General features: G+C 66.4%; 13 protein-coding genes and 2 tRNA genes. 6 read left to right on the top strand and 9 right to left on the bottom strand.

All coding sequences use genetic code 11. The features are described from left to right. Window positions 1-173 precede the first annotated feature (173 nt). The 6 genes from pstB to moaB form a co-directional block, all read right to left on the bottom strand. Complete coding sequence (pstB, locus tag AC3B6A_RS09170) at window positions 174-950, bottom strand: phosphate ABC transporter ATP-binding protein PstB (RefSeq protein WP_488403550.1); 777 nt, start codon at window positions 948-950, stop codon at window positions 174-176. Window positions 951-958: 8 nt separating this feature from the next. Beyond that, window positions 959-1,831 (bottom strand): phosphate ABC transporter permease PstA, encoded by an 873-nt coding sequence (gene pstA / locus AC3B6A_RS09165; RefSeq protein ID WP_488402176.1) that lies wholly within the window; start codon window positions 1,829-1,831, stop codon window positions 959-961. A 1-nt stretch (window position 1,832) separates the two neighbouring features. After that, window positions 1,833-2,828, bottom strand: coding sequence for a phosphate ABC transporter permease subunit PstC (gene pstC, locus AC3B6A_RS09160; RefSeq protein WP_488402175.1), 996 nt, complete (start codon window positions 2,826-2,828; stop codon window positions 1,833-1,835). Between the two features lie 74 nt (window positions 2,829-2,902). Continuing rightward, window positions 2,903-3,919 (bottom strand): phosphate ABC transporter substrate-binding protein PstS, encoded by a 1,017-nt coding sequence (gene pstS, locus AC3B6A_RS09155; protein WP_488402174.1) that lies wholly within the window; start codon window positions 3,917-3,919, stop codon window positions 2,903-2,905. A gap of 439 nt (window positions 3,920-4,358) precedes the next feature. After that, complete coding sequence (locus AC3B6A_RS09150) at window positions 4,359-5,573, bottom strand: molybdopterin molybdotransferase MoeA (protein ID WP_488402172.1); 1,215 nt, start codon at window positions 5,571-5,573, stop codon at window positions 4,359-4,361. After that, the gene (gene moaB / locus AC3B6A_RS09145; RefSeq protein WP_488402171.1) at window positions 5,570-6,109 is read right to left on the bottom strand and encodes a molybdenum cofactor biosynthesis protein B; all 540 of its coding nucleotides are present in this window, start codon (window positions 6,107-6,109) and stop codon (window positions 5,570-5,572) included. Before moaB ends, AC3B6A_RS09150 begins: the two co-directional genes overlap by 4 nt. A 70-nt stretch (window positions 6,110-6,179) precedes the next feature. Here moaB and mobA point away from each other — a divergent pair, with 70 nt between their 5' ends. From mobA to AC3B6A_RS09125, 4 genes are all read left to right on the top strand, one after another. Next, entirely contained in the window at window positions 6,180-6,767 is a 588-nt protein-coding gene (gene mobA / locus AC3B6A_RS09140; RefSeq protein ID WP_488402169.1) for a molybdenum cofactor guanylyltransferase MobA, read from the top strand. A 91-nt stretch (window positions 6,768-6,858) separates the two neighbouring features. Beyond that, entirely contained in the window at window positions 6,859-7,080 is a 222-nt protein-coding gene (locus AC3B6A_RS09135; RefSeq protein WP_488402168.1) for a YgdI/YgdR family lipoprotein, read from the top strand. 146 nt (window positions 7,081-7,226) lie between these two features. Further along, window positions 7,227-7,303, top strand: a tRNA-Pro gene (locus tag AC3B6A_RS09130). 111 nt (window positions 7,304-7,414) lie between these two features. Continuing rightward, window positions 7,415-7,491: transfer RNA gene (locus AC3B6A_RS09125), tRNA-Pro, on the top strand. A 119-nt stretch (window positions 7,492-7,610) separates the two neighbouring features. On the opposite strand, the gene AC3B6A_RS09120 is transcribed toward AC3B6A_RS09125, so the two are convergent. From AC3B6A_RS09120 to AC3B6A_RS09110, 3 genes are read right to left on the bottom strand one after another with little or no spacing between them, the layout of a single operon-like run. Beyond that, window positions 7,611-8,486, bottom strand: coding sequence for an NAD(P)-dependent oxidoreductase (locus tag AC3B6A_RS09120; protein ID WP_488402166.1), 876 nt, complete (start codon window positions 8,484-8,486; stop codon window positions 7,611-7,613). 47 nt (window positions 8,487-8,533) lie between these two features. Beyond that, window positions 8,534-8,773: a glutaredoxin family protein gene (locus AC3B6A_RS09115; RefSeq protein WP_488402164.1), complete on the bottom strand. Its 240-nt coding sequence runs from the start codon at window positions 8,771-8,773 to the stop codon at window positions 8,534-8,536. A gap of 15 nt (window positions 8,774-8,788) precedes the next feature. Continuing rightward, complete coding sequence (locus tag AC3B6A_RS09110) at window positions 8,789-9,346, bottom strand: TetR/AcrR family transcriptional regulator (RefSeq protein ID WP_488402162.1); 558 nt, start codon at window positions 9,344-9,346, stop codon at window positions 8,789-8,791. Between the two features lie 157 nt (window positions 9,347-9,503). Here AC3B6A_RS09110 and AC3B6A_RS09105 point away from each other — a divergent pair, with 157 nt between their 5' ends. Together AC3B6A_RS09105 and AC3B6A_RS09100 are read left to right on the top strand one after the other, a co-directional pair. Next, window positions 9,504-10,100, top strand: coding sequence for a glutathione S-transferase family protein (locus AC3B6A_RS09105; RefSeq protein ID WP_488402161.1), 597 nt, complete (start codon window positions 9,504-9,506; stop codon window positions 10,098-10,100). A 70-nt stretch (window positions 10,101-10,170) separates the two neighbouring features. Beyond that, window positions 10,171-11,085, top strand: coding sequence for a flavin-nucleotide-binding protein (locus AC3B6A_RS09100; RefSeq protein WP_488402160.1), 915 nt, complete (start codon window positions 10,171-10,173; stop codon window positions 11,083-11,085). The last annotated feature ends 13 nt before the right edge of the window (window positions 11,086-11,098 follow it).

Here is an 11,098-nt window from a genome sequence, read left to right as displayed (position 1 = left end):
CGGCCACACCGCAGAACGCTCTGCGGCTCGATGCGTTGCAGCAAGTAATGTATCGGGCCGGAGCGTAGGCAGTGCCCGATGCCGGCGAAGCACACATGGAAAACTAAAACGCCGGTCTGGGACCGGCGTTTTTCATGGAGGGACGTCCTGTCCCTGGATTTCACCGCAAGCGATCAGCCGAAGCGGCCGGTGATGTAGTCCTCGGTCTGCTCCTTGGCCGGCTTGGTGAACAGGGTGTCGGTGTCGCCGAACTCGATCAGGTCGCCGAGGAACATGAAGGCGGTGTAGTCCGAGCAGCGCGCCGCCTGCTGCATGTTGTGGGTCACGATGACCACGGTGAATTCCTGCTTCAGCTCGGTGATCAGCTGCTCGATGCGCCCGGTGGAGATCGGGTCCAGCGCCGAGGTCGGCTCGTCGAGCAGCAGCACCTGGGGCTTCAGCGCGATGGTGCGGGCGATGCACAGGCGCTGCTGCTGGCCGCCGGAGAGGCCCTGGGCGTTGTTGTTCAGCTTGTCCTTCACCTCGTCCCACAGGGCGGCGCCGCGCAGGGCCTGCTCGACGCGGTCGTCCATCTCGCGACGGTTGACCTTCTCGTGGTGGCGGATGGCGTAGGCGATGTTCTCGTAGATGGTCATCGGGAACGGCACCGGCTTCTGGAACACCATGCCGACCTGGCTGCGCAGGCGGTTCATGGAGTAGCCGGGAGCCAGGATGTTCTCGCCGTTGAGCATCACCTCACCGCGCGCTTCCTGCTTCGGGTAGAGCGAGTAGATGCGGTTGAAGATGCGCAGCAGGGTCGACTTGCCGCAGCCGGACGGGCCGATGATCGCGGTGATGCACTTCTCCGGGATGTCCATGTTGATGGAGTTCAGGGAGCGGTGGTCGCCGTAGAAGAACTCCAGGTCACGCACGCGGATCTTGGTGCGTTCGGCGGTGATCGGGGTGGTCATGGCAGTCATCAGGATGCCCTATTGCGCATAAGTATGAGACGGGAGGTCAGGCTGAGCACCAGTACGAACAGCGTCAGTACCAGGGCGCCGGCCCAGGCCAGGGCGTTCCAGTCGCTGAACGGGCTCATGGCGTACTGGAAGACCACGACGGGTACGCTGGCCATGGGCTTGAGCAGGTCGCTGCTCCAGAACTGGTTGCCGAAAGCGGTGAACAACAGCGGCGCGGTTTCACCGGTGATGCGTGCCAGCGCCAGCAGGATGCCGGTGATCACCCCGGCGCGAGCCGCGCGCAGGATGATCTGCAGGGTCAGCTTCCACTGCGGCACGCCCAGCGCCAGCGCGGCTTCGCGCATGGTGGTCGGCTGCAGCTGGAGCATCTCGTCGGTGGTCCGCACCACCACCGGGATCACCAGCAGGGCCAGGGCCAGGGCGCCGGCGATGGCGGAGAAGCCCACGCGGTGGTCGGTGAAGTAGTTCAGCGGGAGGATCACGCTGGTGTAGATGAACAGGCCGAGGACGATCGACGGCGCCGACAGCAGGATGTCGTTGATGAAGCGCACCGTGGTGCCCATGCGGGTGTGGCGGGCGTACTCGGCCAGCCAGATGCCCGCCATCAGGCCGATCGGGGTGCCGATCAGCAGCGCCAGCGCGCTCATCAGCACGCTGCCGTAGAAGGCGTTGGCCAGGCCGCCCTCGGCCCCCGGCGGCGGCGTCATCTTGATGAACAGGTCGAGGTTCAGCGCCTCGATGCCGTGGCTGATGGTGGTCATCAGGATCCACGCCAGCCACATCAGGCCGAACAGGGTGGCGCCGCAGCTGAGCAGCATGGCGGCGCGGTTCTTCAGTGCGCGGGCGCGATACAGGCTTTCGTTGCCGGCCATATCACTTGCCCTCCTTCTTGGCGAGGCGCAGCAGCATCAGGCGTGCCGCGGCGAGGACGACGAAGGTGACCACGAAGAGCAGGAAGCCCAGGGCGATCAGCGAGGAACGGTGCAGATCGGTGTAGGCCTCGTTGAACTCGTTGGCGATCACCGAGGCGATCGACGAGCTGGGCATCATCAGCGAGAGGGAGAACTGCTGCGAGTTGCCGAGCACGAAGGTCACCGCCATGGTCTCGCCAAGGGCACGGCCCAGGCCGAGGAAGATGCCGCCGACCACCGCCGAGCGGGTGTACGGCAGGACGATGTCCCAGACCACTTCCCAGGTGGTGTTGCCCAGGGCGTAGGCCGACTCCTTCAGGGTGGTCGGCACGCTGTGGAACACCTCGTTCATCACCGAGGTGATGAAGGGGATGATCATGATCGCCAGGACGATGCCGGCGCTGAGCATGCCGATACCCAGTGGCGCGCCCTGGAACAGGACGCCCACCAGCGGCACCGCGCCGAGGTAATCGGTGAGCCAGGGGGCGATGTGCTGGGCCATGAACGGACCGAAGACGAACAGGCCCCACATGCCGTAGATGATCGACGGGATGCCGGCCAGCAGCTCGACGGCCGCGGCCACCGGCATGCGCAGCCACGGCGGCGCCAGCTCGGTGAGGAAAATGGCGATGCCGAAGCTGACCGGTACGGCGATCAGCAGCGCCAGGAAGGAGGTGACCAGGGTTCCGTATATCGGCACCAGGGCGCCGAACTGGTTGTTCACCGCATCCCACTTGGTACTGGTGAGGAAATCCAGGCCGAAGGTGGAGAAGGCCAGGCTTCCGCCGTACAGGGTGGAGCCGGCGACGCCGGCGAGCAGCAGCAGCACCAGGATCGCGGAGCCGAACATGGCGTTACGGAACCAGCGGTCATGGCGCTGGTCGCGCAGTGCGCGGTCTTCCGCTTCGGTGGCCTTCACGTTGGACACGGCGATGGCCGGGGAGGATTCGGTAGACATTGGTTCATTCCAAGCAAGCAAACCGCCGCCCAGGAAACGATTCCCGGGCGGCGGTCCTGGTCCTTTTTACGCGATCAGCGTGCGAAGTCCGACTTCCAGTAGCCTTCGATACGCTTGACCAGCGAGTCCGGCAGCGCCACGTAGTCCAGGGAGGCAGCCTGCGGCTGACCGTTCGCCAGGGACCACTTGAAGAAGTCGAAGGCGGCCTTGGCCTGCTCGGCGTTCTTCGGCTGCTTGTACATGATGATCCAGGTGGTGGCGGTGATCGGCCACGCGCTGTCGCCCGGGGCGTTGGTCATCAGCAGGTTGAAGTCCTTGGCGTTGGCCCAGTCGGCGGTGTCAGCCGCGGCCTGGAAGCTCTTGGTGTTCGGCTGAACGAACTTGCCGGCGGCGTTCTTCAGCGAGGCGTAGGACATCTTGTTCTGCAGGGCGTAGGCGTATTCGACGTAGCCGATGGAGTTCTTGATCTGCTTGACGTAGGCGGAGACGCCTTCGTTGCCCTTGCCGCCCATGCCGACCGGCCACGGTACGGTGGTGCCGAAGCCGACCTTGTCCTTCCACTCGGCGCTGGCCTTGGACAGGAAGTTGGTGAAGTTGTAGGAGGTGCCCGAGCCATCGGAACGGCGGACCACGGTGATCTTGGTGGCCGGCAGCTTTAGGTCGGGGTTCAGGGCGGCGATGGCCGGGTCGTTCCAGTCGGAGATGGTGCCCATGAAGATCTTGGCCAGGACTTCACCGTCCAGGCGCAGTTGGCCCGGCTCCACGCCTTCCAGGTTGACCACCGGCACGATGCCGCCGATGACGCTGGGGAACTGGCCCAGGCCGGCAGCTTTCAGGTCGTCGGCCGACAGCGGGGCGTCGGAGGCGCCGAAGTCCACGGTAGCGGCCTTGATCTGGGCAATGCCGCCGCCGGAGCCGATCGACTGGTAGTTGATGCGATTGCTGGACGACTTGCTGTATTCCTGGGACCACTTGGACAGGACCGGATATACGAAGCTGGAGCCGGCGCCGGTGACATCAGTGGCATGAGCCAGGCCGGTCAGGACCATGGAAGCCAGCAGGACGGACAAGCGGGTTTTGCTGAGCAGCATCACGTCAATACCTCAATATGGGAGGAAGACCGGGAACGCCCCGGAGTTGGAAGACGTGCTGATTTAATGCCGCAAATGTGGAGGTTTTATGACAGCGAGATTAAATACTCGATATTCGGACCGTCTGTCGGGTGGCCCCGAGCTGATCACGACCCTGTCCGCAGCCGGGAAACAGGCACCACCGGAGCCTCCGGCGGCGGCTGCCGAAGCCCCCGAAATGACACATGAAAACCATATTTTTCAATTCGTTAGAAAATAAAAACGCCGGTCGAAGACCGGCGTTCCAGATCATCGGCGAGCCCGCTCCAGAAGGAAAGGCCCGCCCGGCTCCCGTAGGAGCGAGCTTGCTCGCGAACCACCCCCAGACCGCTGCATCAGATCGCCAGCAAGCCTCAGCCCCCACGAAGTCGAGTGTCACAATCGCGATCCGGCAGGGTCGTCAATCGAGCAATTCGCTGAACGGGATGAAGGCCAGCCAGTCACCCTCGGCCAGCGTCGTCCCCTCACGCACCTCCGCCAGCCCTTCGGCCCAGGCCGCGCTGCGCAGCACGCCGGAACTCTGGTTGGCGCTGGGCACCACGCGGCCGCTCTCCAGGCGCGCGCGCAGGTATTCGCGGCGGTTGCCGGGCTTGCTCCAGGTAAAGCCGGCCGGCACCTGCAGGCGCAGCGGCTCGACCTTCTGCATGCCCAGGCGGCGCATCAGGTAGGGCCGCGCCAGCAGCGCGAAGGTCACCAGGGTGGACGCCGGATTGCCCGGCAGGCCGATCACCGGCACCTGCTGGTAATGGCCGACGGTCAGCGGCTTGCCCGGCTTGATCGCCAGCTTCCACAGCGCCAGCTCGCCCGCTTCGCGCAGGGCCGCGCCGAGGAAGTCCGCCTCGCCGACCGACACGCCGCCGGTGGAGAGGATCAGGTCCACCTTCGACAGCCCGGCCAGCGCCTGGCGGGTCAGCTCGAGATCGTCCGGCAGGATGCCGGCATCCACCACCTCGCAACCGAAGCGTTGCAGCCAGATGCGCAGCAGGTGGCGGTTGCTGTTGTAGATCTGCCCCAGCGCCAGCGGCGCGCCCGGCTCGACCAGCTCATCGCCGGTGGACAGCAGCGCCACGCGCGGGCGGCGGCGCACGTTCAGCCCGGCAAGGCCAAGCGACGCGGCCAGGCCGATTTCGATCGGCCCCAGGCGCGTGCCGGCGGGCAGCACGCAGTCGCCCTTGCGGGTTTCCTGGCCCTGCGGGCGCACGTGCTGGCCGGCCTTGAGCGCCTGGAGGAAGCGCACGCGGCCATCGGCGAGCACTTCGGCGTTTTCCTGCATTTCCACGCAGTCGGCGCCTTCGGGCATCGGCGCGCCGGTGAAGATGCGGGCGCAGGTGCCCGGCTGCAGCGGCTCACCGGCCTGGCCGGCGAAGATATTCTGGCTCACCGGCAGCGCCTCGCCCTGCCAGTCGGCCTGGCGCAGCGCGTAGCCGTCCATGGCGCTGTTGGGCCACGGCGGCAGGTCCAGCCCGGCCAGCAGCGGCTCGGCCAGAACGCGGCCGTCCACCTCGGCCAGCGGCAGGGTTTCGCTCTCGGTGATCGGGGACTGCCCGGCCAGGGTCAGCAGACGCGCCAGGGCGTCCTCGACCGGCAGCAGGCCGGGCTTGTCGCAGCAGCTCATCCGCGGCTCTCGCAGGGCGCCGCCTTCTTCAGGTGCGGGACGAAGTTGCACGGACGGTGGCTGGCATCCAGCTGCTCGGCGAGGATGCCCTCCCAGGCGGTGCGGCAGGCGTTGGTGGAACCCGGCAGGCAGCAGACCAGGGTGCCGTTGGAGAGGCCGGCCAGCGCGCGGGACTGCACGGTGGAGGTGCCGATGTCGGCCACGGAAATCTGCCGGAACAGCTCGCCGAAGCCATCCACTACCTTATCCAGCAGGCAGGTCACGGCTTCCGGGGTGCTGTCGCGGCCGGTGAAGCCGGTGCCGCCGGTGACCAGCACGACCTGCACTTCATCCTCGGCGATCCAGGTCGCGACCTGGGCGCGGATGCGGTAGAGGTCGTCCTTGAGCAGGACGCGGGCGGCGAGGTTGTGCCCGGCGGCCTTCAGGCGGTCGACGAACAGCTGGCCGGAGGTGTCGGTTTCCAGGGTGCGGGTATCGCTGACGGTGAGGACGGCGATGTTCAGCGGGACGAATGGCTGCTCGGCCTTGTGGCTCATGATGAGGGCCCTTGCTTGTGAGGTAGGAATGCGCGGTGTTATATCACAGGCCCGCCCTGGAGACCCTGACATGCCACAAGCCCCGCTGCCGCCCTGTTCCGTGCTGATCCTCGCTGGAGGGCGCGGGCAACGCATGGGCGGACGGGACAAGGGCCTGTTGCCCTGGCGCGGCCGGCCGCTGGTGAGCTACGCCGCTGCCCTCACCCGCCCGCTGAGCGACGACCTGATCATTTCCTGCAATCGCCACCCGGAGGACTACGCGCCCTACGCGGACCGCCTGGTGCACGACGACAGCCCCGACTACCCCGGCCCCCTGGCCGGCATCCGCGCCGGCCTCGCCGTGGCGCGGCATGCCCACCTGCTGGTGCTGCCCTGCGACGCCCCGCTGCTCGACGCCGAACTGCTGGAGCGGCTGCTGCGCGCAGTCGCCGCATCGCCGGACGACGTACAGATGCTGCGCTGCGGCGCTCAGTGGGAGCCGCTGTTCTGTGTGATCCCCGTCGCCCTGCGGCCACAGATAGAAGCCGCCTGGCAACACGGCGACCGCAGCCCGCGCCATGTCTTCTCGCACCTGGGGCTGCAGGCCGTGGACTGCCCCGCCGATGATCCACGCCTGGCCAACCTCAATACGCCCGAGCTGCTCTACGACGCCCGATAGCGAGGCGTTCGAAAAGATTTCCGGAACTTTGACAGGAAAAAACCTGTCCGAATCGACGTACATTTTTGTTTGCTCACCAGGAGATTCACCCATGACCAACCGGATGCTTCCCGCCTTCCTGCTCGCCCTGGGCATTGGCGTGCTTGCAGGTTGCTCCACACCGTCCGTCATCACGCTGAACGACGGCCGCGAGATTCAATCCGTCGACTCGCCCAAGTACGACTCCGAATCCGGCTTCTATGAGTTCGAACAGCTGGATGGCAAGACCGCTCGCGTGAACAAGGATCAGGTTCGGACCGTCAAGGACCTCTAAGCTCCCCGCGCATGAAAACGCCCCGCAGGCCCTGGCCGGCCTGCGGGGCGTTCGCTTTTTTATGGGGTGTGGAAAAAGGATTTTGATTTTTTTTCGCTAACCCCTTGTGTATCAAAAGTTTTTCGGTAGAATTGCGCGCCATCAAACGGAGCGTAGCGCAGCTTGGTAGCGCGTCTCGTTCGGGACGAGAAGGTCGCTGGTTCGAATCCAGTCGCTCCGACCAAATTCCCGAAAAACCCGCCTCACGGCGGGTTTTTTATTGCCTGCGGTTTTTATACAAACTCGCTAACCCCTTGTGCATCAAAAGTTTTCCGGTACAATGCGCGCCATCAAACGGAGCGTAGCGCAGCTTGGTAGCGCGTCTCGTTCGGGACGAGAAGGTCGCTGGTTCGAATCCAGTCGCTCCGACCAAATTCCCGAAAACCCGCCTCACGGCGGGTTTTTTATTGCCTGCGGTTTTATACGAACCCGCGCTTCCTTCGCGCAAAGAAAAAGCCCGTCTTCGCAGACGGGCTTTTTTCATGGCCTGATCAGAGCTGCCCGGACTTGCGCATCGACACCTGCGACAGCGCGCTCCAGTCCAGTTCGCCGTCCCCCTGGGCGATGGCCTCCAGCAGGTTGTCGCGCAGCACGCTGGCGAACGGCAGCGGCACCCGCTGCGCCTGCCCGGCGGACAACGCCAGGCCAACGTCCTTCAGCCCCAGCACCAGGCGGAACGCCGCCGGGTCGAAACGCCGCTCGGCGATCAGCGCGCCATAGTTGCGGTACACCGGCGCGTTGAACAGGGTGTTGCCCATGATCTCCAGCAGATCGGCCGGTTCGACGCCGAAGCTCTTCACCAGTGCGGCGCTCTCCCCCATCGCCTCGATGGCGCTGGCGATCATGAAGTTGCCGGCGATCTTCACCACGGCGGCGCGCAGCGGGTCGTCGCCCAGCGGCCAGGTCTTCTGCCCCAGCACATCGAGCACCGGCTGCACCCTGGCGATGGCGGCCCCGGGGCCGGCCACCAGGATGTTGAGCTTGCCCGCGGCGGCCACATCGGTGCGGCCGAAGACCGGCGCGGCGATGAACTCGACGCCCTGCCGGCGATGCAGCTCGACCAGCTCGCCGACGAAGGCGGTGGACAGTGTCGCCATGCTCAGGTGGATCAGCCCGGCCTTCGCCGAGGCCAGCGCTCCGCTGTCGATCAACACGGCGCGGCTGGCATCGTCGTCGGCCAGCATCGAGATCACCAGCTCGACATCGAACGCCTCCACGGGATCGCGGGCGGCCTGCGCGCCGAGCGCCAGCAGGGGCTCCAGCGGCCCCGGCGAACGGTTCCAGGCGATGACCTGGTGGCCGGCCCGGATCAGGTTGGTGGCCATGGCGGCGCCCATGCCGCCGAGTCCGAGAAATCCGATCTTCATGAAAAGCGCCTCGCTGCGGTTGAGTCGGGAAAGGGCCGCCGAAGCGTTCAGCGGCTGAGGAAGCTGGCGACCTGTTCGGCGTCGAACGGCCAGTTGAGTTCCGCGCCGCTGTCGCAACGGCGCAGCACGGGAATGCTCAGGCCGTAGCGCTCGACCCACTCTTCACGGTCGGCGATGTCCACCAGCTCGACCAGCAGGCCGTGCTCGACGAAGGGCATCAGCACCGCTTCCGCCACTTCGCACAGATGACAACCCAGGGTGCCGAAGAGCTGGCATTCGGGGGGCATGTTCGGCTCCATCGTTCAGACTCCGGCGTGTTGCAGCAGCACATCGGCCGCGGCGCGGGCTTCCAGGGCCTGGCTCGCCGGCCCCTGCATGTGCGCCATCACCAGCACGCCTTCCAGCAGGTATTGCAGTTGACGCGCCAGGCTTTCCGGCTGGGCGATGCCCAGGCGCGCCAGCAGGGCACGGTAATAGCGCTCGATGAAGGATTTGTGCTCGGCGGCCTGGCGGTGGATCGGGTGATCGCGGTCGTGGAACTCGCCGGCGGCATGGATGAACGCACAACCGCAGAAATCCTCGGCGGTGAGGAAATCCTGCAAGGCATCGAAGGTCACCAGGATCGCCGCGCGGGGCTCCATGTTCTGCTCGGCGGCGTTCATGCGCTCGACCATCCGGGCATGGCGCTCTTCCAGCGCCGCCATGATCAGCTCGTCCTTCGACTTGAAATGCTTGTACAGGGTCATCTTCGCCACGCCCGACTCGGCGAGGATGCGGTCGATGCCGGTGGCGTGGTAACCCTCGCGGTAGAACAGGTCCTGGGCGGTGCTGAGCAGCAGTTCGCGTTTGCTGGATGCCATGGAATTACCTCCTGACCCGACATTATGCGCGAGCCGCAGGCCCGTGGCTCGACCGGCGGGCAATCTTTCCGCTTGAACTATACAGACCTGTCTGTCTAATATCTATTCCGCTATCCCATGACAACGCCCCTCAAATAACAACGCCAAGGAATTCGCCATGAAACTGCATGACTTCCCGCTCTCCGGTAACTGCTACAAGGTGCGCCTGTTCCTCGGCCTGATCGGCCAGAGCGCCGAACTGGTCCCGGTCGACCTGGTCGGTGGCGCGCACAAGCGCCCGGCCTTCCTGGCGATCAACCCGCGCGGCCAGGTGCCGGCGCTGGAGGATGGCGAGCTGCGCCTGGGCGACTCCCAGGCCATCCTCACCTACCTCGCCCGGCAATATGCCGAACCCCGCTGGAACCCGCAGGACGCCGTGACCCAGGGCCGCATCGCCAGCTGGCTGAGCTTTTCCGCCAATGAAGTCCAGCACGGCCTGGCCACGGCGCGGGTGATCCTGCTGTTCAAGCGCCCCGGCGACCTCCCGGCCGCCCAGGCCAAGGGCCGCCATGCCCTGGAACTGCTCGACGCCACCCTCGCCGAACACCGCTGGCTGGCGCAGACCGGCGAACCGACCATCGCCGACGTTGCGGTCTATCCCTATGTGGTGCTCGCGGAGGAAGGCGGCCTGGAGCTTTCCGGCTATCCCCACGTGCAGGACTGGCTCGCGCGCATCCGCGCCCTGCCCGGCTACGTACCGCAACCTCGGCTGTAAGCGCCTTTTTCAACGCAGTTGTGCCGACGCGCAGCGATCGTGAGCAGGCGCGTCGGCACGGAGGTGATCGATGGACACACCCTTCCACCCCGGTGAACTGGCGGTTCAGGAGCAGGCCGGCGTACGCGAGCAGGTCGCCGGCTTCGGCAGCCGGGCGATCCGCAGCTTCATGCCGGACCAGCACCGCGAGTTCTTCGCCCTGCTGCCGTGGCTGCTGGTCGGCAGCGTCGACCCCGACGGGCAGCCCCAGGCCTCGGTGCTCTGGGGCCCGCCGGGGTTCGCCCACTCCCCGGAGCCGGAGCGCCTGCGCATCGACGCGCTGGCCGATGCGGACGACCCGCTGCACGCCAACCTGCACGACGGCGCCCTGCTGGGCCTGCTCGGGCTCGAACTGCCGACCCGGCGGCGCAATCGCCTCAATGGCCGGGTGGAGGACATGGACGGCGGGGGCTTCAGCGTCCGCGCGCTGCAGTCCTTCGGCAATTGCCCGAAGTACATCCAGTCGCGCCACTGGCAGGCCCTGCCACGCACGCCGGGGCCGAGCCTGAACGGCATCGGCCTCGACCCGCGCTGGGTGGAACTGGCGACGCGCAGCGACACCCTGTTCATCGCCAGCCGCCATGCCGGCGAGAATGGCGGCGTCGATATCTCCCACCGCGGCGGCCCGCCGGGCTTCCTGCGGCTCGGCGAGGACGGGCTGCTCTGGCTGCCGGACTACGCCGGCAACAACCTGTTCAACACCCTCGGCAACCTGTCGCTGGAGCCGCGCTGCGCGCTGCTGCTGGTCGACTTCGACAGCGGCGACCTGCTGCACCTGCAGGCGACCGCGCGCATCCACTGGCCGCAGGACGGCGCCCCCGTCTGGGCGCCCGGCGCGCAACGCATGCTCAGCCTGCGCCCCGGCGCCTGGCGGCTGCGCCGCGGACGTTTGCCGCTGGGCTTCACCGAGCTGCAGTACTCGCCGTTCCTACCAAGCGCTGACTAAAAAGGAATTCATC

The organism is Pseudomonas sp. B12(2026) (assembly GCF_057767015.1).
Note: the sequence above shows the minus strand (reverse complement) of the source record. Positions and strands in the feature narration are given on the sequence as shown.

Bases quoted from the DNA above. Each gene is read 5' to 3' on its own strand.
- AC3B6A_RS09100 (WP_488402160.1), top strand. From the start codon at position 10,171: ATGGACACACCCTTCCACCCCGGTGAACTGGCGGTTCAGGAGCAGGCC.
- AC3B6A_RS09135 (WP_488402168.1), top strand. From the start codon at position 6,859: ATGACCAACCGGATGCTTCCCGCCTTCCTGCTCGCCCTGGGCATTGGC.
- AC3B6A_RS09105 (WP_488402161.1), top strand. From the start codon at position 9,504: ATGAAACTGCATGACTTCCCGCTCTCCGGTAACTGCTACAAGGTGCGC.
- AC3B6A_RS09110 (WP_488402162.1), bottom strand. From the start codon at position 9,346: ATGGCATCCAGCAAACGCGAACTGCTGCTCAGCACCGCCCAGGACCTG.
- pstB (WP_488403550.1), bottom strand. From the start codon at position 950: ATGACCACCCCGATCACCGCCGAACGCACCAAGATCCGCGTGCGTGAC.
- moaB (WP_488402171.1), bottom strand. From the start codon at position 6,109: ATGAGCCACAAGGCCGAGCAGCCATTCGTCCCGCTGAACATCGCCGTC.
- pstC (WP_488402175.1), bottom strand. From the start codon at position 2,828: ATGTCTACCGAATCCTCCCCGGCCATCGCCGTGTCCAACGTGAAGGCC.
- mobA (WP_488402169.1), top strand. From the start codon at position 6,180: ATGCCACAAGCCCCGCTGCCGCCCTGTTCCGTGCTGATCCTCGCTGGA.
- AC3B6A_RS09150 (WP_488402172.1), bottom strand. From the start codon at position 5,573: ATGAGCTGCTGCGACAAGCCCGGCCTGCTGCCGGTCGAGGACGCCCTG.
- pstA (WP_488402176.1), bottom strand. From the start codon at position 1,831: ATGGCCGGCAACGAAAGCCTGTATCGCGCCCGCGCACTGAAGAACCGC.
- pstS (WP_488402174.1), bottom strand. From the start codon at position 3,919: ATGCTGCTCAGCAAAACCCGCTTGTCCGTCCTGCTGGCTTCCATGGTC.
- AC3B6A_RS09115 (WP_488402164.1), bottom strand. From the start codon at position 8,773: ATGCCCCCCGAATGCCAGCTCTTCGGCACCCTGGGTTGTCATCTGTGC.
- AC3B6A_RS09120 (WP_488402166.1), bottom strand. From the start codon at position 8,486: ATGAAGATCGGATTTCTCGGACTCGGCGGCATGGGCGCCGCCATGGCC.